This window comes from Stutzerimonas sp. NM35 (assembly GCF_054604355.1).
The window spans coordinates 2,619,658-2,642,085 of sequence record NZ_CM137728.1 but is presented as its reverse complement, the minus strand read 5'-3'; the positions used below and the strand labels follow the sequence as shown (position 1 = coordinate 2,642,085).

Annotated in this window: 29 protein-coding genes and 1 tRNA gene; 15 read left to right on the top strand and 15 right to left on the bottom strand. The window is 59.1% G+C overall.

All coding sequences use genetic code 11. The features are described 5' to 3' along the window. Window positions 1–2: 2 nt before the first annotated feature. The 5 genes from ACYCFC_RS12310 to ACYCFC_RS12290 all read right to left on the bottom strand — a co-directional run bounded on the left by ACYCFC_RS12310 (window position 3) and on the right by ACYCFC_RS12290 (window position 3,551). On the bottom strand, window positions 3–692 hold the full coding sequence (locus ACYCFC_RS12310) for an ABC transporter ATP-binding protein (RefSeq protein WP_459651767.1): 690 nt from the start codon (window positions 690–692) through the stop codon (window positions 3–5). 11 nt (window positions 693–703) lie between these two features. Beyond that, on the bottom strand, window positions 704–1,375 hold the full coding sequence (gene modB / locus ACYCFC_RS12305; RefSeq protein ID WP_181084942.1) for a molybdate ABC transporter permease subunit: 672 nt from the start codon (window positions 1,373–1,375) through the stop codon (window positions 704–706). An 18-nt stretch (window positions 1,376–1,393) separates the two neighbouring features. Further along, complete coding sequence (gene modA, locus ACYCFC_RS12300) at window positions 1,394–2,146, bottom strand: molybdate ABC transporter substrate-binding protein (protein WP_459651766.1); 753 nt, start codon at window positions 2,144–2,146, stop codon at window positions 1,394–1,396. Between the two features lie 381 nt (window positions 2,147–2,527). Continuing rightward, entirely contained in the window at window positions 2,528–3,190 is a 663-nt protein-coding gene (locus tag ACYCFC_RS12295; protein ID WP_459651765.1) for a hypothetical protein, read from the bottom strand. A 61-nt stretch (window positions 3,191–3,251) separates the two neighbouring features. Further along, entirely contained in the window at window positions 3,252–3,551 is a 300-nt protein-coding gene (locus ACYCFC_RS12290) for a DNA-binding protein (RefSeq protein ID WP_459651764.1), read from the bottom strand. A gap of 88 nt (window positions 3,552–3,639) precedes the next feature. Here ACYCFC_RS12290 and ACYCFC_RS12285 point away from each other — a divergent pair, with 88 nt between their 5' ends. The 6 genes from ACYCFC_RS12285 to ACYCFC_RS12260 all read left to right on the top strand — a co-directional run bounded on the left by ACYCFC_RS12285 (window position 3,640) and on the right by ACYCFC_RS12260 (window position 6,467). Next, entirely contained in the window at window positions 3,640–3,855 is a 216-nt protein-coding gene (locus tag ACYCFC_RS12285) for a DNA-binding protein (protein WP_459651763.1), read from the top strand. Between the two features lie 417 nt (window positions 3,856–4,272). Beyond that, complete coding sequence (gene pflM, locus ACYCFC_RS12280; RefSeq protein ID WP_459653990.1) at window positions 4,273–4,563, top strand: lysogeny maintenance protein PflM; 291 nt, start codon at window positions 4,273–4,275, stop codon at window positions 4,561–4,563. 182 nt (window positions 4,564–4,745) lie between these two features. After that, entirely contained in the window at window positions 4,746–4,976 is a 231-nt protein-coding gene (locus ACYCFC_RS12275; RefSeq protein ID WP_459651762.1) for a hypothetical protein, read from the top strand. A 495-nt stretch (window positions 4,977–5,471) separates the two neighbouring features. Continuing rightward, the gene (locus ACYCFC_RS12270) at window positions 5,472–5,813 is read left to right on the top strand and encodes a hypothetical protein (RefSeq protein ID WP_459651761.1); all 342 of its coding nucleotides are present in this window, start codon (window positions 5,472–5,474) and stop codon (window positions 5,811–5,813) included. A 17-nt stretch (window positions 5,814–5,830) separates the two neighbouring features. Beyond that, complete coding sequence (locus ACYCFC_RS12265; RefSeq protein WP_459651760.1) at window positions 5,831–6,010, top strand: hypothetical protein; 180 nt, start codon at window positions 5,831–5,833, stop codon at window positions 6,008–6,010. A 235-nt stretch (window positions 6,011–6,245) separates the two neighbouring features. Further along, window positions 6,246–6,467: a hypothetical protein gene (locus tag ACYCFC_RS12260; RefSeq protein ID WP_459651759.1), complete on the top strand. Its 222-nt coding sequence runs from the start codon at window positions 6,246–6,248 to the stop codon at window positions 6,465–6,467. 752 nt (window positions 6,468–7,219) lie between these two features. Here ACYCFC_RS12260 and ACYCFC_RS12255 read toward each other — a convergent pair. Then, window positions 7,220–7,564 carry a hypothetical protein gene (locus ACYCFC_RS12255; RefSeq protein ID WP_459651758.1) on the bottom strand — a complete coding sequence of 115 codons (345 nt, stop codon included), beginning with the start codon at window positions 7,562–7,564 and terminating at the stop codon, window positions 7,220–7,222. 60 nt (window positions 7,565–7,624) lie between these two features. Between ACYCFC_RS12255 and ACYCFC_RS12250 the strand changes: the two genes are divergently transcribed. The 5 genes from ACYCFC_RS12250 (at window position 7,625) to ACYCFC_RS12230 (ending at window position 11,836) form a co-directional block, all read left to right on the top strand. Beyond that, window positions 7,625–7,930, top strand: a complete 306-nt coding sequence (locus ACYCFC_RS12250; protein ID WP_459651757.1) for a hypothetical protein — start codon at window positions 7,625–7,627, stop codon at window positions 7,928–7,930. Between the two features lie 10 nt (window positions 7,931–7,940). Further along, complete coding sequence (locus ACYCFC_RS12245; RefSeq protein ID WP_459651756.1) at window positions 7,941–8,282, top strand: DUF2523 family protein; 342 nt, start codon at window positions 7,941–7,943, stop codon at window positions 8,280–8,282. A 3-nt stretch (window positions 8,283–8,285) separates the two neighbouring features. Continuing rightward, a complete protein-coding gene (locus ACYCFC_RS12240) occupies window positions 8,286–9,461 on the top strand; it encodes a zonular occludens toxin domain-containing protein (RefSeq protein WP_459651755.1) in 1,176 nt (391 codons plus the stop codon). A gap of 69 nt (window positions 9,462–9,530) precedes the next feature. Beyond that, window positions 9,531–10,811: a hypothetical protein gene (locus ACYCFC_RS12235; protein ID WP_459651754.1), complete on the top strand. Its 1,281-nt coding sequence runs from the start codon at window positions 9,531–9,533 to the stop codon at window positions 10,809–10,811. Then, on the top strand, window positions 10,811–11,836 hold the full coding sequence (locus ACYCFC_RS12230) for a phage integrase (RefSeq protein WP_459651753.1): 1,026 nt from the start codon (window positions 10,811–10,813) through the stop codon (window positions 11,834–11,836). Before ACYCFC_RS12235 ends, ACYCFC_RS12230 begins: the two co-directional genes overlap by 1 nt. Before the next feature lie 25 nt (window positions 11,837–11,861). Here ACYCFC_RS12230 and ACYCFC_RS12225 read toward each other — a convergent pair. From ACYCFC_RS12225 to metG, 4 genes are all read right to left on the bottom strand, one after another. Then, window positions 11,862–11,935: transfer RNA gene (locus ACYCFC_RS12225), tRNA-Gly, on the bottom strand. A 65-nt stretch (window positions 11,936–12,000) separates the two neighbouring features. Next, window positions 12,001–12,693, bottom strand: a complete 693-nt coding sequence (locus tag ACYCFC_RS12220) for a pseudouridine synthase (RefSeq protein ID WP_459651752.1) — start codon at window positions 12,691–12,693, stop codon at window positions 12,001–12,003. Next, the gene (locus ACYCFC_RS12215) at window positions 12,693–12,905 is read right to left on the bottom strand and encodes a cysteine-rich CWC family protein (protein ID WP_459651751.1); all 213 of its coding nucleotides are present in this window, start codon (window positions 12,903–12,905) and stop codon (window positions 12,693–12,695) included. Before ACYCFC_RS12215 ends, ACYCFC_RS12220 begins: the two co-directional genes overlap by 1 nt. Continuing rightward, window positions 12,902–14,944, bottom strand: coding sequence for a methionine--tRNA ligase (gene metG, locus ACYCFC_RS12210; protein ID WP_459651750.1), 2,043 nt, complete (start codon window positions 14,942–14,944; stop codon window positions 12,902–12,904). The genes ACYCFC_RS12215 and metG overlap by 4 nt, the downstream gene beginning before the upstream one ends. Window positions 14,945–15,110: 166 nt before the next feature. Between metG and apbC the strand changes: the two genes are divergently transcribed. Beyond that, window positions 15,111–16,205, top strand: a complete 1,095-nt coding sequence (gene apbC, locus ACYCFC_RS12205; protein WP_014851870.1) for an iron-sulfur cluster carrier protein ApbC — start codon at window positions 15,111–15,113, stop codon at window positions 16,203–16,205. A gap of 199 nt (window positions 16,206–16,404) precedes the next feature. Here the strand turns inward: apbC and ACYCFC_RS12200 are convergent, their stop codons facing one another. After that, the gene (locus tag ACYCFC_RS12200) at window positions 16,405–16,614 is read right to left on the bottom strand and encodes a cold-shock protein (RefSeq protein WP_003282211.1); all 210 of its coding nucleotides are present in this window, start codon (window positions 16,612–16,614) and stop codon (window positions 16,405–16,407) included. Window positions 16,615–16,936: 322 nt separating this feature from the next. On the opposite strand from ACYCFC_RS12200, the gene dcd reads away from it, so the two are divergent. Beyond that, on the top strand, window positions 16,937–17,503 hold the full coding sequence (gene dcd, locus ACYCFC_RS12195; RefSeq protein ID WP_181084953.1) for a dCTP deaminase: 567 nt from the start codon (window positions 16,937–16,939) through the stop codon (window positions 17,501–17,503). Between the two features lie 79 nt (window positions 17,504–17,582). Here the strand turns inward: dcd and ACYCFC_RS12190 are convergent, their stop codons facing one another. The 3 genes from ACYCFC_RS12190 to ACYCFC_RS12180 all read right to left on the bottom strand — a co-directional run bounded on the left by ACYCFC_RS12190 (window position 17,583) and on the right by ACYCFC_RS12180 (window position 19,932). Continuing rightward, on the bottom strand, window positions 17,583–18,266 hold the full coding sequence (locus ACYCFC_RS12190; RefSeq protein ID WP_459651749.1) for an SDR family oxidoreductase: 684 nt from the start codon (window positions 18,264–18,266) through the stop codon (window positions 17,583–17,585). Between the two features lie 120 nt (window positions 18,267–18,386). Further along, complete coding sequence (locus tag ACYCFC_RS12185; protein ID WP_181084958.1) at window positions 18,387–18,968, bottom strand: superoxide dismutase; 582 nt, start codon at window positions 18,966–18,968, stop codon at window positions 18,387–18,389. Window positions 18,969–19,329: 361 nt separating this feature from the next. Next, window positions 19,330–19,932 (bottom strand): LysE/ArgO family amino acid transporter, encoded by a 603-nt coding sequence (locus ACYCFC_RS12180; protein WP_181084960.1) that lies wholly within the window; start codon window positions 19,930–19,932, stop codon window positions 19,330–19,332. A gap of 97 nt (window positions 19,933–20,029) precedes the next feature. Between ACYCFC_RS12180 and ACYCFC_RS12175 the strand changes: the two genes are divergently transcribed. Beyond that, entirely contained in the window at window positions 20,030–20,917 is an 888-nt protein-coding gene (locus ACYCFC_RS12175) for a LysR family transcriptional regulator ArgP (protein WP_459651748.1), read from the top strand. An 8-nt stretch (window positions 20,918–20,925) separates the two neighbouring features. Here the strand turns inward: ACYCFC_RS12175 and ACYCFC_RS12170 are convergent, their stop codons facing one another. Then, entirely contained in the window at window positions 20,926–21,204 is a 279-nt protein-coding gene (locus ACYCFC_RS12170; protein ID WP_459653989.1) for a hypothetical protein, read from the bottom strand. Window positions 21,205–21,494: 290 nt separating this feature from the next. Between ACYCFC_RS12170 and ACYCFC_RS12165 the strand changes: the two genes are divergently transcribed. Beyond that, on the top strand, window positions 21,495–22,394 hold the full coding sequence (locus ACYCFC_RS12165) for an ATPase (protein ID WP_459651747.1): 900 nt from the start codon (window positions 21,495–21,497) through the stop codon (window positions 22,392–22,394). The last annotated feature ends 34 nt before the right edge of the window (window positions 22,395–22,428 follow it).

Sequence of the window (22,428 nt, the reverse complement as noted above, 5' to 3'; positions counted from 1 at the left end):
ATTCACGCCGGGAGGGGTGAAGCTTCGGGTATGTCGAGGGTTCCATCGCGCAGATGCAGTACCTGATCGCCGAACACCTCGGCGTCCTCCTGATCGTGGGTGATCAGCAGCATGGGTACCTGCAGGCGCCGCTGCAACTCATCGAGTTCCCGGCGCATATGGCTGCGCAGCGCGGAGTCCAGGGCCGAGAAGGGTTCGTCCAGCAGCAATGCTTTCGGTTTCGCCACCAATGCCCTGGCCAGTGCGGTGCGCTGGCGCTGGCCTCCGGACAGTTCTTCGGGCAACTGGTCGGCGACCGGCTGCAGATGGAAGGTTTCCAGCCAATGCTCGACCGTCTCGTGATACCGGTCCGAGCGTGGATTGAGCAGGCCGTGAGTGAGGCCGAAAGCGATGTTCTGTCGCACGCTCAGGTGTGGGAACAGCGCGTAGTCCTGAAACAGGTAGGCCATTTTGCGCTGCTGTGGCGCAAGATCGATCTTCGCCGCCGCATCGAACAGGGGCGTGCCGTCCAGGCGGATATGTCCGTGATCTGGACGCATCAATCCGGCGATGGCTTTGAGCAGCAGGCTCTTGCCCGAGCCGGACGGCCCGAGCACGACCAGCCGCTGGCTGCTTGTCTGGAAGCCCAGTTGTAGCTGGAAGACGCGCTTGCCGGAGCGAAGGGTCTTGCTGATGTCGATGTCGAACAGCACGGGTAGCTCCGTCAGCGATTGGCGATACGTCCGGGCGCCAGGCGTCCGGCGATCAGTAGCACGGTCACGCAGACCAGCGAGGTAATCAGCACCAGGGTGTTGGCCACGTCATCCTGACCGGCCTGGACCGCCTCGTATACGGCGATCGACAGGGTCTGCGTCTTGCCGGGAATGCTGCCCGCCACCATCAGGGTGGCGCCGAATTCGCCCAGCGCACGGGCGAAGGCCAGCAGCACGCCCGCCAGGATGCCGCGCCAGGCCAGCGGCAACGTCACCCGAAAGAAGATTGCCAGCTCCGAGATGCCAAGCACCCGCGCGGCGTTTTCCAGCTGCCCGTCCACACCCTCGAATGCCGCCCGCGCGGGTTTGAATACCAGTGGAAAGGCGACGATGGCGGCGGCGATCACGGCGCCCTGCCAGGTGAAGATCAGGTTGATGCCGAAACTGTCCTGCAACCAGGCACCAAAGGTACTGCGCCGTCCCAGCAGCACCAGCAGGTAATAACCCAGCACGGTGGGTGGCAGCACCATCGGCAGGGTCAGCAGGGTGTCGAGCAGGTCGCGACCGGGAAAGCGCAGACGCGCCAGCAGAAATCCCGTGGCGGTCCCCAGCACCAGAGTGATCGCCGTGGCAAAGCCGGCGACCTTGAGCGAGAGGGCAAGTGCTGTCCAGGCCGATTCCATGTTCTTCTCAGGCCGAGTTCAGGGTTTCAGAAAACCATGCCGGGCAAGAATTTCCTGTCCGGCGGGTGACTGCACATGGGCGATGAAGCGTTTGCCTTCCTCGGCATTGGCGCTTTCGCTGAGCTGGGCAATCGGGTAGCTGATCGCTACATCCAGTGGTACGGCGAAGGCAACCTTCACCTTGTCTTTCATGATGTGGGCGTCGGTGGCATAGACGAATGCCGCCCCGACCTCGCCTCGGGCTACGTAATCCAGCGATTGGCGTACGTTCTGGGTATTGATCGCCTTGGCCTGCATGGCTTCCCAGAGATTGGCCGCTTCCAGGGCGAGTTGGCTGTATCGGCCCACGGGGACGCTGGCCGGATTGCCAATGGCGACCCGTTCGACGGCGGGTTGCTGCAGATCGGCCAACTGCTCAAGCTGGATCCGGCTGTCGTTGGGCACGATCAGCACCAGCGCATTTTGCGCAAAATCCTCATGGGTTCCGGCTGCAAGCAGGTTCTGCTCGGCTGCCATGTCCATCGTCTCCTGATCGGCGGAAGCGAACACGTCTACCGGCGCGCCCTTGGCCATCTGTTGCAGCAGTGCTCCGGAAGCAGCGAAATTCAGCAATACCTTGGCGTCTGGATATTCGGCTTCGTAATTGCGGGCGATTTCCTGAAAGGCATTGGTCAGGCTGGAGGCGGCTGAAACCGTCACTTCGCCTGCCTGGGCCAGGCCACAGGAAAACGCCAGGGCAATACCGACTCGTTTGACCCATGAAATACGCATGACTTTCTCCGGTGCATGATGATTTGAGCGCCATATAAGCACTTGTATAGCGCCTAAGGAAATAGCCTACGAAGAAAATGACTGGAATCGGGGGCATCGCATGGATGTGGTGACTTGAGCCGGTTAAGTGCTCGCAGGACAAGTCCAGCTGCCGGATATCAAGCGCGACGCTGTGGCGTTGGCATGCCGCGGAAACGAAAAAGCCCTGTAAAAACAGGGCGTTATCTTTGCGATTCTGGAGCGGGCGATGGGAATCGAACCCAATTTCTACGCCTGCTTTATTCACCAATGCTGCGCATTGCTTGGCGTTCGGCTTTTCGAGTTCCGCTTAGCTCGGCTATTTTCCGCTCTGTTTTCGACACTTTATCGACAGTCGTCGGGCTAGGGCATGTAGTTGTTTTCAGCCGCGCATGCCGCTCGGTTCCTGCTGCAGATTCGTTTGAATGCCACTTTTGCGCCTTTTCGGCAGTCGCGGTACTCGAACGATCCTGAGCGGTAGTCGCTACATACGGTGCTCCAGTCAATGGCGCCGTTTACCTCGGTCCACCGGAGCGGTCCGCCTGTACGTTTTTTGTCGTGGCCGTTCTCCCAAGTCCATGAGTCTACGCGATTGGTGTGTGTGGTTTGCCTTTTGGCTGGCCGGTCCGGTTGCTCATAGGCGATTCGCTGGGCCGGTGGTGGTGTGTAGGTGTTCACCGCTTCGCGTGGCTGGTAGTTATTGTCGTTAAATGATGTCTGCCTTGGGATTGGCTGTGCTTGGGCTTGGGGCTGGTGGCGATCTTCTCTTACCAGTTCTTGCAATGCCTGGGGCTTGGTGACTGTTTGTGCGTTTGTGTTCTGCGGGTTGGGGTGGAATACCGGTTGATCGGCGAACCTGATTCCGCGCTTGATTTGCTCTAGGTCGATGATGATCGGCTTACCGAACATCATGGCCAGCGTCCAGGAAAGCGCAGAGCCAATGCCAAGGATTGCCACGAATCGCCAAGGGCCAGCCTTCTTCCTGGTGCGGATGTGGTTTGGGATATCGTCCCGATCAATTCGCATGCTGCCTCCTTGCGTCATCTGTTCCGGGCGTGCCAGCGCCTAGCTACTTCTGTCGTTATCGCTATCCCGCGCTTTGATTGGGCAAGTTTCGGTGTGCTTCGTCGTATTCGGGACTTGTCTGGCCGCATTCGGGTGCGATATGGCCGCTCGCTAGCCATAGGGCGTAATGGGGGTGCAATTTGACGAGCACGTCCATTTCATCGGTGCTGATTCTGATTGCGCCTTTGCTGATATTTCGCCAGCGCTCGTAATCCCCGCCTTCTTCTGAAAGCCGTTTGGGTCCTAGTTTTTTTATCAATAGGGATGCCCTATTGGCCATCGTTTTCATATAGAAAACTTTTTCCGAGTAATAGTTGCTCATTCTAGCCTGATGGGTAACAATCACTCCATGAGTAATTGTTACCCATTTATATGGCCGGTTAAAGCCGAGTATAGCGGAGTAAAGCGGAATGGAAACGGACGGACTCGATACCCAGAAACTCTACGGCGCGCCGCCTCTGATGCCTTGGCAGTCCTTTGCTGACTGGATTGGCATGTCGGATGAACCGGGCGTTGTCCGCTCCTGGATTGATCGTGGTTACGTGCCCAGCGTGAAGGTCGGCAAGCGCGTGATGGTCAACGTGGCTTTGCTGACTCGCGAGCTGCTGGAAAAGGAGAGTCAGTAATGAATCCGAAAATCTTCCGTGAATTTCTTTCTCTTCTCGTTGCTGTCCGGCTGACGTGTCATGCGCAGTGTGCGTCAACGTATGGCCTTCGTGTAGGTCGTGCTTATGGCTTTGTCGCTGCTCTGCGTGCATCTGGTGCCATTACGTTTCAAGAATCTGTTTGTCTGGATCGTTTAGTCGGTAACGCGATTGATTACATGGGCCAGCCATTTCCTACTGCCGCTAATGCTGGTCCGGTCATGCCGACTTGGGTCGAATTCGAGCGCAATCGTTCGGTAAATCTACAAGCACAGGTGCCATCCAGTGAGCCTGTCACGGTATCTGCGCCTGCTCATGACTTGGATGATGCTGAGTCTGGTGATTACTACATGCTTTGCGGGGATAGCCTCCCAAAGCAATGTGCGCGGGTATTTGCAAGTGAGCCTGAGCAAGTACCTGCGCCTGCCTCACGCCCCGGCCTGCGACTGCTCTGTCTGCTGGTCACGTCGCGAACTGGCGAAACCCGTTCGCTCCCAGTCCACACCCTGCGACCAATGTCGCCCCGCGTCCTGCGCCCTGGTCGATGGTCGCTGGCAAGTGACGCCGGCTTCGTACTGCGCGAAACACACGCCGTCCGACCGCCCCCCGAAGTACTGGCACGTTATTCACGACAGCGGCAAACCAACGCCGTATGTGCCTATCCGCGAACCATTCGAGCTGAAGGGGTGAGCTATGTACGTTGACCATCCTGATTGGATCGTAGTCGGTGACTGCGTGTGCTGCGGTGACACGTTGATCGTCGATTGCCGCGAATTTAACAACGTCGATATTCCCGATGTTTGCATCTGCGACTACTGCCGCTCGCTGCCTTGCAATGCGCCGATTGTGGCCCGTGTTGATGGGGTGAGTGCATGACCGTCTCTTTCCGCCTCGGTCGCTACCTCGTCGCCTTGCTTTGGCATTGGTCGGGTCCAGCGATCATCGGTTTCGTTTTCGGCTCGGTGCTGGCCACTTTGCAGATTGTTAAGGTAGTTGAAGCGTCTGAAGACCACTTTTATCAGGCGTTGGCTAGGGTGATTCATCATTGCGGCGTTATCGACCTGTCAACCGACACTGAAGCTGATCAAGGGGGCGCTGAATGATTCGCGCCTTCGTCGGCTTCCCTGGTCACGGCATGACGCTTTGCGCTCTTTCCGCAAGCCCCGCACGTGGTCCCGTCCAGTCAAGGGCGGCAAGTCAGTTTTTCGCAACGCTCCACCGCGGAAAAGTTACTGGCCGGGCGCAGCCTTCACCCTTGACCTTGCACGAACAGAAAAAGCCTCTGCTCTGGAGTGTGGGGAAAGCTTTTCTCCCCGCGCTCCTGAGCCGTCGGCGGCAAGACTGGGATGACAAGGGCAAAGCCCTTGGTGTTGCGATAAGGATCGTTACCCGAAGGGCCAAGACAAACAGCTTCACCGTTTGGCTTGGTTGCGAAGCAATAGAGCCTGGCCCGAAGGGATCGCCCAACTAGTTAAACGAATACTGCACTTCAAGTAAGAGAAACCCCAGCAGGAACAGCGAAAGCAACCTGACAGGAAAGCTCAACTTGAATAATGCAAAACAGCGCAACTAAGCGCAAATAACTGGAGAAACAAAACATGGCACGTTCAACAATGGAAGTCGCATTTCTTGGCACTCAACGTTTCGACGGTGAGGGTGGCGTTAAATATATCAAGCTGTTCTACGGCGACGAACCGGACGGTAAAACCGAACATGGCCTGTCCATTATCGGCATGTCTGCTGCCGATGAAGTTGCCGACGAAGTATTCGCTGCTGGCCAGAATTTTGCGCCCCTGGAAACGGTACGTGTCCATTTCGAAATCGCCCGTGGTGGCCAGAACAAAGGCAAAAACCTCGTTCTGCACGTCGAGTCGGTAAAGCCACGCACTGCACCCGAAGCGCCCCGCGCCTCGGCTGCACAGCCCCAAGCTAAGGCCTAACGGGGTAGGAGGCGGCAATGCTCATACATGACCGGGTTATCTGCGACTGCTGCGGTTGCGATATGGGGAAACTCATGCAATTACCAGCGCCGCAAAGCGACTTGATCCCTGATCTGAACTTGCCGCCTCATTTCGCAGTTTGTCCTGATTGCGAGCCTTTAGAAGATACCGCCGAACTCGCTGAGGTCGGCAAATGAATTTTCTAACTTGTGATGGTGATCTGTTAGTTAACAACGGGTCACCGGTTTGTTCCGGTGCTTGGGTCTTGATTCAAGCGCCAGAACAGTTCGATCCATCCCAGCTTGATCCGGCAATAGTAGGGCAAGCGTTTGGAGCTGGTTTCGGACTGGTTGCAATGGTCCTGGTTGGGACCGCTGGCGTTCGGGCAATCCTGAACTTTATTAAAAGTGCATAAGCACTGAGGAGTTTCAAATGAAGATGTTCAAGCGCGTTTCGCGTGACCTGGCACTTGCCGTGCCGTTCGTGGCTGTTGGTTCCGTGGCTATGGCTGACGGCTGGGATTACTCCGCTGTGACCACTGGCATCGACTTCTCCAGCATCGCCACCGGCGTTCTGGCTGTTGCTGCTCTGCTGGCTGCGGTGTACGCGGGCATCAAGGGCGCTCGTATCGTTCTCGGCTTCCTTCGGGGCTGAGGCGAGCAAGATCAAGAAGGGCCGTTCTGCGGCCCTTTTTATTGACCGGAATAAAGCAGGGGCGGACGGGATATGGAACAGCTTTATTACTTTGCGTTTTTTGCGATTGGGGCCGGGTGTGGGTTTGCTGCGTTTGCGGGGTTGTGAGTATGCATGCGTTAGTCGTTATTCTCCTGCTATTTTTTGTCCCTCACTCTTTTTCGTATGCTGCTAACTATGCTTGGTGTTCAAGTTTTTTTCAGAAGTGCGCGTCTAGTCCAGCTACGTTTTGTGGTCCTACTCCTGCCGGTATTGGTGGTGGGGGGGGCTATACTCTTTCCGCAAGCCTAACTTCTGGTTACTGTACTGGCTCTGGTGGTAGCATTCTAACCAATACTTACTTTTACCGAACCGGTGATAGTTGTCCGTCTGGCACTGAATACAATTCAGAAACCGGTCAGTGTGTCAAGCCACCTGATGCCTGCCAAGCTACCTCTGGTCAGACTATAGAAAGCACTTTCCTTCGGGGTTATGACTATTTGGGCAATGGTGGGGCAACAAATACTAACCCTCAACCGACTTCTATTTGTAGTGGCGGTTGCTCTTACTCTACGGGTGCTGCTACTGACTGCTTTGCCCATTTCAATGATGATGGTACTTCCGGGCCTGCTGTTTATTGTCGATTTCCTGCTACCGGTACAGGTTCTAGCTGTGGCGGGGATGGTGGCGACTATACGCCTGCTCAACCGAACCACACTTGCCCTGCTGGAACCTCACGCGGCGTGATGAATGGGCGTGTTGTTTGTGTTGGTGGCGGTGATGGCGGGGATGGTGGCGACACTGGTACGCCCGGCGATGGCGGCGGTGATGACGGCGGTGGGGGCGATGCAGGGGGCGGTGATACTGGCGGCGGTGGTGACGATGGTGGTGACACTGGGGGCGGCTCCAATGGTGGTGGCGGCTCCAATGGCGGCGGTAGCGGTGATGGTAGTTCCGGCGACGGCGACGGCGATGGCGATGGCGATGGCGATGGCGATGGCAATGGTGGTTCTGGTTCTGGCGGCTCTGGTGAGGGTGGGGCGGGTGATGGCGGTGGCGATGGCGATGGGGGCGGGCACGGCTCGGGCGTCGGCAATTGCGCTGACGAGCGTTGTTCGTTTTCGGAAACCGAGCTTTCCATGGCTGAATACCATTTTTCGGAAAGCGGCAAGATGTTCGTCCACCCTGAGGGGGTTCTATATACCCCGACCATCCTCCCAAGCCTGGAAGCCATCTTCATGGACTCCCCGCTTGGGCGGGCGATTTCAGATATTCAATTCCCGTCTGGCATAGGAGTCTGTCCGGTTGGCTCGGTTGAGGTGCTAGGGGTCGATCTGCGCTTCGATTATCACTGTCAATTATTCGACAGCATCAGAGGCATCCTTGAGGCGATTTTCCTTGCTATCTGGGCGCTTTGTGCTGTGCGAATCCTTCTGAGTGCGTAGGTGATTTTTCATGATTGATGCAATTAAAGAGTTCTTTAAGTCTCTTTTTGATCCTGTCTGGGATGCTTTTCAGCGTTTATTTGATTTCTTCAATGAACTATGGCTGGCATTGCGGTACTTCCTTCAGTCGCTGAGTACCGATTTCGTTTTCACCGCTTTTCTTTGGGTTCAGGGGCTTCTTGAAAGCCTGCCTGTGCCTGACTTTGTGACAACTGCTGGCAGTGTCGTCCAATCCATCCCGCCTGAGGTTGTTTATTTCGTTAGTGCCTGTCAGGTAGGTCCGGGTCTTAACATGATCCTCGGTGCCTATGTTCTGCGATTCATTATTCGCCGTATTCCTATCTTCGGGTGATATATGGCAATTGATGCCTATACGGGCCTTCCTGGTCATGGGAAAAGTTACGGTGTAGTTGAGCATGTCATCATTCCGAGTCTTAAACAGGGCCGGCATGTTGTGACTAACATTCCGCTCGATATTGACGCGCTACTGGTCGATTTCGGCGGAACGGTTGAACAGCTACCTGAAGACTGGTTCGAGCGTGCCGATCTGGGCGAACTGGCCCCGCCTGGGACGGTCCTGGTGCTCGATGAACTCTGGCGGCGCTGGCCTAACGGGATGAAGGCCAACGCGGCGCGGCTTGAAGACAAAGCCCTGCTTGCTGAGCATCGGCACCGGGTCGATGCAAAAGGGCGGTCCATGCGCGTTGTTCTGGTTACCCAAGATCTGGCGCAGATTGCATCCTGGGCGCGTGCGCTAGTTGAGACCACTTATCGAATGGTCAAGAAGAGCAAGAAGCTCTATCGGGTCGATATCTATCGGGGTGCGGTAACGGGTCCGCGTCCTCCCAAGTCAGCACTGCTGCGCCAGACGGCGGGCAAGTTCAAGCCGGATGTTTATCGCTATTACCAGTCCGCCACGCAAAGCCAAAGCGGCGCGGTGGGTGATGAATCCGTGGCGGACTCTCGCGGCTCGTTTCTGCGCTCCTGGGGGCTGTGGGGGTTGGTGCTGATTGTCGTCATCGGGGCGATTGTCGGCATTCGTGGTGTTGCTTCCTATTTTACGCCCCAGTCTGACAAGTCTCCTCCATCTACTGCGCCTGCATTACCTCCTTCGCAGCCTGTCGCTCCTGCGCCTTCTGTGAATCGTGCTGCGGCGCAGGTGTATAGCTCGAAGCCCTCGGGGCCGGTCATGTCGGCAGTTTGGAGGGTTGGTGGGCATGTGCGGGGCGGGTCTGATTCTGCCGGTGCGTTGGCTGAGCTGACGGGCCAATCGCCTCCGGTTCGGGGGCCTCGTATTGCTCGGGTGATCCTGGTTCATGAATCGGGTGCGCGGCGTTTCGTCGATCTGTCCGCGTGTGAATTCTTTCCCGGTGGGCTCGATGTCTTCTGCGACATCGATGGCGAGCGCGTTACTCCCTGGACCGGTAGGGGCGCTGTGACTCGCGTTATTGATCCCGTCCCGACCGTAGGCGGCGCAGGCGTCCAGCGTAGCGCAGACGCTGCGCCGGTCACGGCCGGGGCGGGCCGGTGACGTCCCTGTAGCACGTCATATAAACAGAACTGGAAGTTCTCATTAGTCAGCATTATTTAGGGTTTTGAAATGGCAAAGGTTCATGATTTGAAGCGTTTGAATATCGACGGCCAGCACGATCCTTTCGGGAGAATTTTTGTCGATCCTTCGACCGCTGATCTCTTCGATTTGTCGAAGGTTCGCCTTCTCCGTTGTGGTGTTGATACCGTTCGGCAGTTGTATCGCGGTCTGATCCGTCCTGAAATCATGGCGCTCTTCGAAAAACCCGGCTCGATGGTTAATTTTGCCGGTGAGGTCTGGCACTCCGGGCGTGTTGGCCGTGACTCCGGTTATCAGTACAAGCTGCAGAATGCTGATCTCGGTTTCGTCCTCTTGGTCAAAAACTTCAACGCAAAGCTTGAAAGCATCGGCGCGCATTTGAAAATTGAAGTCTCGCCGCATGCCATTGAGGCTATGTCGCCTGAGCGTCTTCAGGAGCGCATGGATCACTACTCTGCCGCCGTCTTGACCCATTGCGAGCGTAATCAGTGCGCGGTTCACCTTGCGCTTGATCTACAAGGCTGGACACCTTCGGCTGATCTCGTTGCCCGTATGCATTGCCGATCACGCAACGTCCGGGATATTTCCGGCATCAATGAAATCAAGTGGAATCTTGAATCTGCAACATACGGCAAAGCCCAGTCGTTCCTTTTCGGGTCTGCTGGCGGTGTTCAGATCGGTATCTACAATAAAACGCTTCAGGCTCGCTCCCATGATCGTCTCGACTACTGGCAAGGCGTCTGGCGTGCCCGTGATTCGTTCGATCCTGCTGATCCGCAAAACTATGATCCTGCTGCTGACGTGTGGCGTGTCGAGCTGCGTTATCACCATTCCGTTATCCAGCAATTCGCTAGCGGCTCCGTCGATACTCAAAGCGGCGCGGTCATTGAAACGGATTCGTTCTCTGAGTTTTCGGCGCACCTCGACGGCCTCTGGCGCTACGGTCTCCGTCAATTCAAGCTGCTGCGTCGCCCTGGGCAATACGAGCCTATTTGGACCCTGATCCGCGATGACGTGCGGGTAGATCTGCCGGTCAACTCACTCGTAGACCAGACCGAATACAAACGGTCCTACAAGACCGCTGCGGGCTTCTCCGGCAAAAACGTGGAACTGTTCTTGGGAAACTTCATTAGCCTGCTCGCACGGGAGCGCGTAGGCGCAAAAGTCGCTTTTGATCGTCTGAAGGAATGGGAATGCTGGCCGGTGATTCGCGATCACTATGCCGCGAAGGAAATGAGTGAGCGGGATCTGTACAAGCACATAAAGAACCTTTTGCAGGAACGGCATGTGCGGTGGGGGCGGGCGATCTAATGGCTATTGAGCAACTGGCGGATGGTCGCTGGAAGGTCGATGTCGAGCCGGTCAAGGGCAAGCGGTTTCGCAAGACCGTAAAGACTAAAGCTGAAGCCCTTCGATTTGAGGCTACCTGTCGGGCGAAGATTATCGATTCTCCTGAGTGGGCACCAAAACCGAAGGATCGTCGCAAGCTGTCGGATTTGTTTTCTCGTTACTACGATCTGCACGGCCATACCCTGGCCGACTCCAAGCGGTTGAAGCAGGTGCTTGCAAATATTGCCCTCGATCTCGGTGATCCAGTGGCCGTCAAGTTTTCTGCGGACATGTTCTGCACGCTTCGTGGTCGGCAGTTGGCCGATGGGATCAAGGGCAAGACGTTGAATAACCGCCTCGGCTATGTGAAGTCGGTTTTTAACGAACTGTATCGTCTGGGGGATATCGACTATCCGAACCCTTTGTCGAAGGTGCGTCCGTTGCGACTACAGGAAAGGGCGTTGTCCTTTCTATCCCGCGAACAGGTGTCCGAGCTGCTGCATGTATTCGACCATTACCCTGATTGCAGGCACTTGGCGTTGATTGCTCGCGTTTGCTTGGCTACTGGCGCTCGCTGGGGTGAGGCTCAAGGCTTGGTCCCTGCCAGGGTCAAGAATGGCGCTGTAACCTTCGCCAATACAAAGTCTAGGCGGACTCGGACCATCCCGATTGCTCCCGCTCTGGAAAGCCTGCTGCTGGATTACTTCAAGGAATGCGGCCACTTTCCGAACTGTATCCGGCATTTCAGTCGGGTCTTGGCGTCAACCTCGATTACGCTTCCTGCTGGTCAGGCTACTCATGTACTGCGTCATACGTTCGCAAGTCACTTTGTCATGGGTGGCGGCAACATCCTCACGCTGCAAAAGGTGTTGGGTCATGCGTCCGTCACGATGACCATGCGCTATGCCCATTTATCGCCCGATCACCTTCAGGATGCCTTACGGCTGAACCCGATTTTCGACACTTTATCGACACCTTCAAACGTCGAAAACGAAAAAGCCCCGTAAAAACAGGGCCTTAGCATTTCGATTTTGGAGCGGGCGATGGGAATCGAACCCACGGCTCTAGCTTGGGAAGCTAGGGTATTACCATTATACGACGCCCGCGCAGGGAGCTTTGTACCAGAAGGCTGGCTGAAATTGAAGCGGTTTCAGATTTCGCCGCGAAAGGCTCAGATTAGAGCGATTTCTTCCGCTGTCAGGTGCCGATATTGGCCGGGTTGGAGTTGCGGGTCCAATGTCAGCGGGCCCATGCGCTCGCGGTGCAGGCGGGTGACCTTGTTGTTGAAGTGGCCGAACATGCGCTTGACCTGGTGGTAGCGGCCTTCATGCAAGGTCAGTCGGGCCAGGTGTGGGCCTAGGATTTCGAGCTGAGCGGGGCGGGTGGTGAGGTTCTCGAAGCGGAAGTAAAGGCCTTGGGCGAAGCGTTCGATGCAGATGGGATCGATCGGGTCTTCGGTTTCCACCCGGTAGGTTTTGCCCAGCAGGCTCTCGGGCTGGGTCAGGCGGCGGGACCAGAGGCCGTCGTTGGTGATGATCAGCAGCCCGGTGGTGTTGAAGTCCAGGCGACCGGCGATATGCAGTTCGGCCTTGTCCGGCTCGTCGAGCAGGTCGAGAACCGTCGGGTGCTGCGGGTCGGAGGTGGCGCTGACGCAACCGGTCGGTTTGTGCAACATGATGAAGCGCGCGGCCTTGCCTGCCTGTAGCGTCTGGCCGTCAAGCGCTACGTGATCGAACACGCGGATATCGTAGGTGCCGTCGCGCACCGCCTGGCCATTCACTTGCACCCGCCCCGACGCCAGAAGCAGGCGGGCTTGTCGATGGCTGCAGTGGGGCTGGTTGGCGAGGAAGCGGTCGAGGCGCATCAGCTAGCGGAAGATGACTCGCCGCGGGCGCAGCGCGCGCATATACAGGTCTTGTTCCGTGCCTCGCTGGGAATCCGTTGGCGAGCATCCGGCGCGATGATGGCGCTGAAGCACCAGCAGGGCTGCTCGGCGCCCTGCGGTTCGCACTGGCCGCACTGGTTGGGCTGCCCGCACAGCGGGCAGCAAGTGGGGTCGAAGGCCTGGACTGTCACTTCACCCGCTGACCGGGCTTGGCGCCGTTGTCGGGGCTGAGCAGGTAAATGTCCTCACCGCCGGGGCCGGCGGCCAGCACCATGCCTTCGGATACACCGAATTTCATCTTGCGCGCCGCGAGGTTGGCCACGTACAGGGTCAGGCGGCCTTCGAGCTTGCTCGGGTCCGGGTAGGCGCTCTTGATGCCGGAGAAGACGTTGCGCTTGGCATCGCCGATATCCAGGGTCAGGCGCAGCAGCTTGTCGGCGCCTTCGACGAACTCGCACTTCTCGATCAGGGCGATACGCAGGTCGACAGCGGCGAACTGGTCGAAGGCGATTTCGGCAGCCAGCGGCTCCTTGGTCAGCTCGCCGTTGCCACCGGCCGGCGCAGCGCTTTCGCTGGCGGCCAGGTCTTCCTTGGAAGCTTCCACCATGGCGTCGATCTTCGCCGGTTCGATACGGGTCAGCAGCGGGGTAAAGGCGTTCAGCTGATGATTGGCGAGTAGCGTCTGGTGATCGTCCCAGGTCAGCGGCGCGACGTTGAGGAAGCGTTCGGCATCGGTGGCCAGGTTCGGCAGTACCGGCTTGAGGAAAACCACCAACTGGCGGAACAGGTTAATGCCGGTGGCGCAGATCGCCTGGACCTCGGCCTGCTTGCCTTCCTGCTTGTTCAGTGCCCAGGGCGCCTTGTCGGCGATCCAGGCATTGGCGCGGTCGGCCAGGGCCATGATCTCGCGCATGGCGCGGGCGAAGTCGCGCGCCTCGTAGGCCTCGGCGATCGACGGCGCAGCGGTGCGGAAGGCGTCGGTCAGCTCCGGTGCGGCGTTGTCGGCGACCAGCATTCCGGCGTTGCCCTTGTGGATGAAACCGGCGCAGCGACTGGCGATATTGACCACCTTGCCGACCAGGTCGGAGTTGACCTTCTGCACGAAGTCTTCGAGGTTCAGGTCCAGGTCATCGACGCCACGCCCGAGTTTGGCTGCGTAGTAGTAGCGCAGGTACTCGGGGTTCAGGTGGTCGAGGTAGGTGCGGGCCTTGATGAAGGTACCGCGCGACTTGGACATCTTCTGCCCGTTCACCGTCAGGTAGCCGTGCACGTTGACGGCGGTCGGCTTGCGGAAGCCCGCGCCTTCAAGCATTGCCGGCCAGAACAGGGTGTGGAAATTGATGATGTCCTTGCCGATGAAATGGTACAGCTCGGCGCTGGAATTCTTGTTCCAGAAGGCGTCGAAGTCCAGTTCCGGGCGGCGCGCGCAGAGGTTCTTGAAGCTGGCCATGTAGCCGATCGGCGCATCGAGCCAGACATAGAAATACTTGCCCGGCTCGTCGGGAATCTCGAAGCCGAAATAGGGCGCATCGCGGGAGATGTCCCATTCGTGCAAGCCGCTGTCGAGCCATTCGGCGATCTTGTTCGCCACCGAATCCTGCAGAGTGCCGCTGCGGGTCCACTCCTTGAGCATGGCCTCGAACTCGGGCAGCTTGAAGAAGAAGTGCTTGGAGTCGCGCAGCACCGGTGTCGCGCCGGAGATGGCCGAGCGCGGGTCTTTCAGGTCGGTGGGCTCGTAGGTCGCGCCGCATTTCTCGCAGTTGTCGCCGTACTGGTCCTCGGCGGCGCATTTCGGGCAGGTGCCCTTGATGAAGCGGTCGGCGAGGAACATGCCCTTCTCGGGGTCGAAATACTGGGTCACCGAGCGGGTGGCGATATGCCCAGCATCGCGCAGCTTGCCGTAGACCAGCTCCGACAGCTCGCGGTTTTCCTCGGAATGGGTGGAGTGGAAGTTGTCGAAATTCACCAGGAAATCGGCGAAGTCGGCACTGTGTTCGGCCTGGACGTTGGCGATCAGCTGTTCCGGGGTGATGCCTTCTTTCTCCGCGCGCAGCATGATCGCCGAGCCGTGGGCATCGTCCGCGCAGACGTAGATGCACTGATTGCCGCGCAGCTTCTGGAAGCGTACCCACATGTCCGTCTGGATGTACTCCAGCATGTGGCCAAGGTGGATCGAACCGTTGGCGTAGGGCAGGGCGCTGGTAACGAGGATCTGACGAGCTTCGGACATGGAAATGGCTGCACCGGTAGAACGAGAAGTCCGCAACTATAAAGGAAGCGACCGCATACAGGCCACCGCCGGGCAGTGAGGACGGGATGTCGCAAGGGCGCGCGCCAGCGTTGTCGCTGCTGTTAATATGGCCTCCTGTTTTACTCGGTCTTTCCTTGGAGTAGTCATGTCCGTCACCCGTGAAGCTGTGGAAGCGGTACTGCGTCAGTACACCGACCCCCATTTGAACCAGGATCCGGTCAGCGCCGGATGCGTGCGTTCGATCGAGATACAGGGTGAGCGCGTCAGCGTGCAGCTCGAACTCGGCTACGCGGCCGGACTGTTTCGCAGTGGCTGGGCACAGACGCTGGCCATGGCCATCGAGCAGCTCGACGGCGTGAGCCGCGCGGACGTGCAGGTGGATTGCGTGATCAAGCCGCACAAGGCACAGGACCAGGTGCCGGCGCTGGCCAACGTGAAGAACATCATCGCGGTGGCGTCCGGCAAGGGCGGGGTGGGCAAGTCCACCACGGCGGCCAACCTGGCGCTGGCACTGGCCCGCGAGGGCGCGCGGGTCGGCGTGCTGGATGCCGATATCTACGGGCCGAGCCAGGGCATCATGTTCGGTATTCCCGAGGGGACCAAGCCGGAGATTCGCGACCAGAAATGGTTCCTGCCGCTGGAGGCCCATGGCGTGCAACTGATGTCCATGGCGTTTCTCTCCGACGACAAGACGCCGATGGTCTGGCGCGGCCCGATGGTGTCCGGCGCGCTGCTGCAACTGATCACCCAGACCGCCTGGAAGGATCTCGACTACCTGGTGGTGGACATGCCGCCCGGAACCGGCGATATCCAGCTGACCCTGGCGCAGAAGGTGCCGGTGACCGGCTCGGTGATCGTCACCACGCCGCAGGACCTGGCGCTGCTGGACGCCAAGAAGGGCGTCGAGATGTTCCGCAAGGTGAACATTCCGGTGCTGGGTGTGGTGGAGAACATGGCAGTACACATCTGCTCCAACTGCGGCCATGCCGAGCATCTGTTCGGCGAAGGGGGCGGCGAGCGGCTGGCGGATGAGTACAACGTCGATCTGCTGGCGTCGCTGCCGCTGTCCATGGCCATCCGCAGCCAGGCCGATGCCGGCAAGCCGACGACCATCGCCGACCCGGAAAGCCAGATCGCCATGATCTACCAGGAAGTGGCTCGTACCGTCGGGGCGCGCATCTCGCAGAGTGGGCAAATCATCGCCCAGTCGATGCCGAACATCGTGGTGTCCGACGACTGATCGGCTTCAGGGCGGCGTAGGTCGGGTTGGCCGAAGGCGTAATCCGACAACCCCCAGGCACAGCCCCGCGCTCGTGGCGTAACCTTGGCGCCGCTTGTCGGGTCGATAAAGCGTGACCCGACCTACAAAGGCGTAATCCAATATTTTGCAGCCACAAAAAAGCCCCGCCGAAGCGGGGCTTTTTCAGAGAAGACTCAGGTTAGATAACCTGAACTTCCTCAGCTTGCATGCCTTTCTGGCCGCGGGTAGCGACGAAGGAGACTTGCTGGCCTTCTTTCAGGCTCTTGAAGCCGTCACCCTGGATGGCACGGAAGTGAACGAAGAGGTCGTCACCGGATTGCGGAGTGATGAAGCCGAAGCCTTTTTCATCGTTGAACCACTTAACGGTACCGGTTTGGCGATTGGACATTTGAAATGTCTCCTTGAACAAGGTGTAGAGATTGTTTGAACGGGCAAATACCCCGAACGGTGACTGTGTGCAAGGAGTTAAAGGAGTCGTAGCAATGATCGGATCGAAATCTAAACATGTAGCGATTCACGGTGACACATGCATCAGCAGCCAACGCAAGATACCGTATTTGCGGAGCAATGCGAGCATTATTTTCAGTTTCTGCCAGGCGCCCGGTGGAAGCGGTATACGGTCCCAGGCTGCGGGCTTGGAGAAGGCTGCACAGGGCCGGTAATATGCACCTCTTTTTTCTTGACCAACCAGCACAATCAGGACGCCTGCCATGAGCATCAAATCGGACAAGTGGATTCGCCGGATGGCCCTGGAGCAGGGCATGATCGAGCCCTTCGTCGAGCGCCAGGTGCGCAACGAGGGCAATGAACGCCTGATTTCCTACGGTGTATCCAGCTATGGCTACGATGTGCGTTGCGCCGATGAATTCAAGGTGTTCACTAACATCAATTCGGCGACGGTCGATCCGAAGAATTTCGACGAGAAAAGCTTCGTCGACATCAAGAGCGACGTTTGCATCATCCCTCCGAACTCCTTCGCTCTGGCCCGCACGGTCGAGTACTTCCGCATTCCGCGCAACGTGCTGACCATCTGCCTGGGCAAGAGCACCTATGCCCGCTGCGGCATCATCGTCAATGTCACGCCGCTGGAGCCGGAGTGGGAAGGCCACGTGACGCTGGAGTTCTCCAACACCACCACGCTGCCGGCGAAGATCTACGCCAACGAGGGCGTGGCGCAGATGCTGTTCCTCGAATCCGACGAGGAATGTGAAGTGTCTTATCGCGATCGGGGCGGCAAGTACCAGGGCCAGCGTGGCGTGACATTGCCCAAGGCCTGATTTTCTCTGCGATCTGATCGCTGTCGATGCGGGTGGCTGCCGAAGGGCGCCACCCGCATCGTCGTTTCAGGGTGCTGCTTTACCAGGGCAGCGCTTGGCCCTGATAGTCGATAAAGCGATGCCCGCCTTGGCCTGCGGAACGGGTGACCTGCTCGACCATCCCCCGGCAGCTGGTTTCCACATCCAGTGGCGCCTGGTCGCCGCCCATCTCGGTTCTTACCCAGCCCGGATGCATGGAGAGCACTGTCAGGCCGCTGTCTTCACCGAGGCTGGCGATAAAGCTGCGCGTCAGATGATTGAGCGCCGCCTTGCTGGCGCCGTACAGCGGCATGCCCATTGCGGGGCCAAGCTCGATGCTGCCCATGATCGAACTCATGAAGGCGATCACGCCATTGCGTGGTTCCATCAGCGGCAGCAGGCGCTCGGCCAGGCGAATCGGCGCCACGGCATTGGTCATGAAGAGTGCGCCGAGGTCTTCCAAGCTTACGTCACTGGCCGAAGCGTTCCGTGGGCCGGAGATGCCGGCGTTGACGTAGAGCAGATCCAGCGGGGTGCCGGCCAGACGCTGAGCCAGCGCATCGACGCTTGCGGCATCGTCGATGTCCAGTGTTTCGATACGAACATCGGCCAGGGCGCCGAGTGCGTCGGTGCGTTGCGGGTCACGGACCGTGGCGATCACCTGCCAGCCTTCGGCGTGCAGTTGTTTGACCAGCCCGAGGCCAAGGCCGCGAGAGGCGCCAATGACGAGTGCGGTTTTGGGCATGACAGCAGACTCCGTACGGGTTCCAGAAACGAAGAATGCCCGGCTCATGAGGAGGCGGGCATTCTGGTGCATGCATCACGAGGGATGGCCAGGCCATCTTTCCGTGGCAGGCATGGCGACTCAGCCGGCGAAGTTCTTCGCGACGAAGTCCCAGTTGACGACGTTCCAGAACGCCTCGACGAACTTCGGACGGGCGTTGCGGTAGTCGATGTAGTAGGCGTGTTCCCAGACGTCGCAGGTCAGCAGAGGCTTGTCACCGGCGGTCATCGGGTTGCCGGCGCCGATGGTGCTGGCCAGGCCGACGCTGCCGTCGGACTTCTTCACCAGCCAGGCCCAGCCGGAGCCGAAGGTGCCGATGGCGGTCTTGGTGAATTCTTCCTTGAACTTGTCAAAGTCACCGAAGGCGGCGTTGATGGCATCAGCCAGGGCGCCGGTCGGCTGGCCACCGGCGTTCGGTGCCATGCAGTTCCAGAAGAAGGTGTGGTTCCAGACCTGAGCGGCGTTGTTGAAGATGCCGCCGGATGAGGTCTTGATGATGGTTTCCAGGTCCTTGCCTTCGAACTCGGTGCCTGGGACCAGGTTGTTCAGGTTGGTCACGTAAGCCTGGTGGTGCTTGCCGTGGTGGTACTCGAACGTCTCGGCGGAAATGTGCGGTTCGAGGGCATTCTTTTCAAACGGAAGCGGCGGCAATTCGAAAGCCATGATGTATCTCCTGATCAGTGTCGAGAATGCATGCGCTCAGATTGGAGGACGACAGTCCGCGCTGATGGCCAGCGCGCGGCAAAACGGCAAAAAACTGTAAGGCTCGCCGTCCGTCGGAGTTGTCTTTCCCTTCGCTGGCTCCATGCGTGGGTAATCTTTTTGGCCGTTCACGGGCGACCGGGTAGCGGGCTGAAGTATTCCACTGCATGCCCGCGAATCAAGGATCATAGCACCCACCCTGCGGCAAAACCACGCGGCAACCGTGTGGGAAAGCTTGCGCCAGAGCCTTTTTAATCCATGAGATGCGTAAGGGCATGCGAGTGTGCCCTCTGCGTGGACCACGGGAAAAGCCTGCCGTTCCTCAGGCGCTGAGGACCAGTTGCGTGGCGATGGCGAACATCATGCCGGCGACGCCCAGGTCGATCAGGCGCCAGGTCAGTGGGCGCGCCAGCCAGGGGGCCAGCCAGGCGCCGCCGAGTGCCAGAAGCAGGAACCACAGCGTCGATGCGCTGGCCGCGCCCAAGGTGTAGGCGCCGGGTTCGGGCTGCTGGGCGCCGACCGAACCGATCAGCAGGACGGTGTCGAGATAGACATGCGGGTTGAGCAGCGTGACGGCCAGCGCCGCGAGCAGCACGCTGCGCCGTGAGCGTGGGCTGCGTTGCGCCTCCTCGCGCAGTGCCTGCGGACGCGCGGCACGGCGCAGGGCGACGATGCCATAGAAGGTCAGAAAGATTACGCCCCCCCAGCGGGTGACTGCCAGCAGCAGGGGATTGGCCGCCAGTACCGCAGCCAGGCCGAACACGCCGACCGCCACCAATAGAATGTCGCAAAGAATGCACAGCGCCGCGACCGGCAGATGGTGTTCGCGGCGCAAGCTCTGGGCGAGGACGAAGGCATTCTGTGCGCCGATGGCGATGATCAGGCCCGCCGCCACCAGCAATCCGTTGAAGTAACTCTGCCACATGGCCTCTCACCTGTTCGCGCCGAAGGATGGCTCGCAGTTTCGGAGGTTCAAGCGTATAAGAAAAACGAAAGTTGGTAATACCGCATAAGGAAAATCGATGTTCGATTACAAGTTGCTGGCGGCCCTGGCGGCTGTGGTCGAGCAGGCCGGCTTCGACCGGGCGGCCCAGACGCTGGGCTTGTCGCAATCGGCTGTATCCCAGCGGATCAAGCTGCTGGAGGCACGGCTGGGGCAGCCGGTCCTGCTGCGTGCGAGCCCGCCGCAACCGACCGAAGTGGGCCGGCGACTGCTCAACCATGTGCAGCAGGTGCGATTACTGGAGCGTGACCTGCAGGCGCAGGTGCCGGGAATGGACGCCAACCGACTGCCCGAGCGGCTGCGTATCGCGCTCAATGCGGATAGCCTTGCCACTTGGTGGGCGCCGGCGGTGGCGCCGTTCTGTGCCACGCATGGAGTGGTGCTCGATCATGTGCTGGAAGATCAGGCGGTGGGCCTCAAGCGCATGCGGGCCGGTGAGGTGGCCGCTTGTGTGTGTGCCGTGGAGCGGCCTCTGGCAGGGGCTCGCAGCGAGTTTCTCGGGGCGATGCGTTATCGCGCTCTCGCCAGCCCGACCTTTATGGCGCGGCATCTGGATGGCGATGTGTCGGTCGAGGCACTGCTGCGCGCGCCGGCAATCGTCTTCGGCCCGGATGATCTGCTGCAGCACTGCTACCTGGCTTCGCTCGGCCTGAACGGGGCCTTCAGCCACCACCTGTGTCCCTCATCCGAAGGCTTCGTGCGTCTGCTGCAAAGCGATCTCGGCTGGGGGCTGGTGCCCGAGTTGCAGGTGCGCACCGAACTGGCAAGTGGAATGCTGGTCGATGTGTCTCACGGCCCGCCCATCGATGTACCGCTTTACTGGCATCACTGGCGCAATGGCGGCGAGTTGCTTGCCGAGCTGACCCGGCAGCTCACCCGTTCGGCGCATCGGTGGCTGGTTGCTTGAGGGGTGGTTCAGTTGATGATCCGCTGGCCGCGATAGATGCGTATCGAGGCCTGCCGAACTTCGTCAGCCGGTGAGGCCGAGATGGGGAGGACAGGTAAAGGCTGGTCCCTGTAGGTAGCCAATTGCTTGCCGAGGTCGCGTGTCAGTTCGTCGCTGGAGCAGAGGCAGGCTGCCAGCATGGCCGAGATGGCATCAGGCTGACTGAGGCGGATATCGAGATGCTGTTCTTCGCGCAGCCGGCGGCGCAGCATTCGCATGCAATCGAGTACAGCCTTGTTGAACTCCATGTCGATCCGCTCCTCTGAGGCGTTGTTCATGGTCCGACATCCCTGTCGGAGGAGCCATCCAGGCGGCCATGAGCTTCAAAGCAACAGCCGTACCAATCATGCGTACTGGCCTGCCAGGCCCCGCCATGGCTGGTGTGGGAAGAGTGCCGCACTTCAGGCGCAGGGTTGCATGCTGCACCTCCGAGGATCAGATGTCGCGAACATGCCTGGTCCTGGTGCGCCCTGAAGCGGTATCGCTGAAATCGTTATACTGCGCGCTGTTTTTCGCTACGCGCCATCGAAGGTATCCCATGCGCAACGATGCTCACGACGAACTGGACCATATTCCCAGCCTGACCGCCGATCGGAAAAGGCCTTATCCGGAGCCGGAGTTCGAGCCCCTGCACAGGCCAGGCGACAGCGGCCTGGATCATGACCGTGCGCGCAAGAAGCGGCGCAGCACCAATGCCGCGCCGTTATGGATCCTGATTCTGATGCTCTGCGGCGCGTTGCTGGCACTGGGCTGGTGGGGCAAGGGACAGATCGAGCGCCTGGAGGCGCAACTGGTGGCCACTCAGGAGAGCTTTGCGCGTATCAGTGAAGATGCGGCGGGGCGGCTACAGGATATTTCCGGAAAGATGGTGGCGACCGAATCCAGCGTCACCACCGAAGGCGAGGCCTTGAAGCTGCGTATCAAGCAGCTTGAGAAGCAGGCCATCGAGCTGCTGGAGCAACAGCGCGCCATCACCACGCAGCAGCAGAGCCTGGTGGGCAGGCAGGGCAATCAGGATCAGCGGCTGGAAGAGCAGGCCGGGCGTGTCGAGGCTGTGGCGACCGAGATACGCAAGCAGCAGGCTGCAACGGCCACCTTCACGCAGACTCTGGAAGGACTGAATAGCGAGCACGCCAGGTTGAATGCCGAAGTGAGCGGCCTGAAAGGTTCGCTCGACGGTCTGGGCAAGGTTTCCGCTCGAATCGATGGCATCGACAAGGAGATCGCCGGCCTGAAGCGTCAAAGTGACCCCGCTCAGGCCATCAGCCGTCTGGAGCAGGAAGTGCTGATCCTGCGCAGCGAAGTGGATAACCGTCCCGCCGCCACTCCCGGCGTGAAAACCGCCGAGTTCGACTCATATCGGGCGCAGATGACGCGCAGCTTCAATACCCTGCAAAGCCAGATTGCCAATCTGCAGGAACAGATCGACCGCCGTTAGGGTGAAATTATTGGTTACAAATTGTCAGGGTCTG

Bases quoted from the DNA above. Each gene is read 5' to 3' on its own strand.
- modB (WP_181084942.1), bottom strand. From the start codon at position 1,375: ATGGAATCGGCCTGGACAGCACTTGCCCTCTCGCTCAAGGTCGCCGGC.
- modA (WP_459651766.1), bottom strand. From the start codon at position 2,146: ATGCGTATTTCATGGGTCAAACGAGTCGGTATTGCCCTGGCGTTTTCC.
- ACYCFC_RS12295 (WP_459651765.1), bottom strand. From the start codon at position 3,190: ATGCGAATTGATCGGGACGATATCCCAAACCACATCCGCACCAGGAAG.
- ACYCFC_RS12290 (WP_459651764.1), bottom strand. From the start codon at position 3,551: ATGAGCAACTATTACTCGGAAAAAGTTTTCTATATGAAAACGATGGCC.
- ACYCFC_RS12285 (WP_459651763.1), top strand. From the start codon at position 3,640: ATGGAAACGGACGGACTCGATACCCAGAAACTCTACGGCGCGCCGCCT.
- ACYCFC_RS12275 (WP_459651762.1), top strand. From the start codon at position 4,746: ATGACCGTCTCTTTCCGCCTCGGTCGCTACCTCGTCGCCTTGCTTTGG.
- ACYCFC_RS12270 (WP_459651761.1), top strand. From the start codon at position 5,472: ATGGCACGTTCAACAATGGAAGTCGCATTTCTTGGCACTCAACGTTTC.
- ACYCFC_RS12265 (WP_459651760.1), top strand. From the start codon at position 5,831: ATGCTCATACATGACCGGGTTATCTGCGACTGCTGCGGTTGCGATATG.
- ACYCFC_RS12260 (WP_459651759.1), top strand. From the start codon at position 6,246: ATGAAGATGTTCAAGCGCGTTTCGCGTGACCTGGCACTTGCCGTGCCG.
- ACYCFC_RS12250 (WP_459651757.1), top strand. From the start codon at position 7,625: ATGGCTGAATACCATTTTTCGGAAAGCGGCAAGATGTTCGTCCACCCT.
- ACYCFC_RS12245 (WP_459651756.1), top strand. From the start codon at position 7,941: ATGATTGATGCAATTAAAGAGTTCTTTAAGTCTCTTTTTGATCCTGTC.
- ACYCFC_RS12240 (WP_459651755.1), top strand. From the start codon at position 8,286: ATGGCAATTGATGCCTATACGGGCCTTCCTGGTCATGGGAAAAGTTAC.
- ACYCFC_RS12235 (WP_459651754.1), top strand. From the start codon at position 9,531: ATGGCAAAGGTTCATGATTTGAAGCGTTTGAATATCGACGGCCAGCAC.
- ACYCFC_RS12230 (WP_459651753.1), top strand. From the start codon at position 10,811: ATGGCTATTGAGCAACTGGCGGATGGTCGCTGGAAGGTCGATGTCGAG.
- ACYCFC_RS12220 (WP_459651752.1), bottom strand. From the start codon at position 12,693: ATGCGCCTCGACCGCTTCCTCGCCAACCAGCCCCACTGCAGCCATCGA.
- metG (WP_459651750.1), bottom strand. From the start codon at position 14,944: ATGTCCGAAGCTCGTCAGATCCTCGTTACCAGCGCCCTGCCCTACGCC.
- apbC (WP_014851870.1), top strand. From the start codon at position 15,111: ATGTCCGTCACCCGTGAAGCTGTGGAAGCGGTACTGCGTCAGTACACC.
- ACYCFC_RS12200 (WP_003282211.1), bottom strand. From the start codon at position 16,614: ATGTCCAATCGCCAAACCGGTACCGTTAAGTGGTTCAACGATGAAAAA.
- dcd (WP_181084953.1), top strand. From the start codon at position 16,937: ATGAGCATCAAATCGGACAAGTGGATTCGCCGGATGGCCCTGGAGCAG.
- ACYCFC_RS12190 (WP_459651749.1), bottom strand. From the start codon at position 18,266: ATGCCCAAAACCGCACTCGTCATTGGCGCCTCTCGCGGCCTTGGCCTC.
- ACYCFC_RS12185 (WP_181084958.1), bottom strand. From the start codon at position 18,968: ATGGCTTTCGAATTGCCGCCGCTTCCGTTTGAAAAGAATGCCCTCGAA.
- ACYCFC_RS12180 (WP_181084960.1), bottom strand. From the start codon at position 19,932: ATGTGGCAGAGTTACTTCAACGGATTGCTGGTGGCGGCGGGCCTGATC.
- ACYCFC_RS12175 (WP_459651748.1), top strand. From the start codon at position 20,030: ATGTTCGATTACAAGTTGCTGGCGGCCCTGGCGGCTGTGGTCGAGCAG.
- ACYCFC_RS12170 (WP_459653989.1), bottom strand. From the start codon at position 21,204: ATGGAGTTCAACAAGGCTGTACTCGATTGCATGCGAATGCTGCGCCGC.
- ACYCFC_RS12165 (WP_459651747.1), top strand. From the start codon at position 21,495: ATGCGCAACGATGCTCACGACGAACTGGACCATATTCCCAGCCTGACC.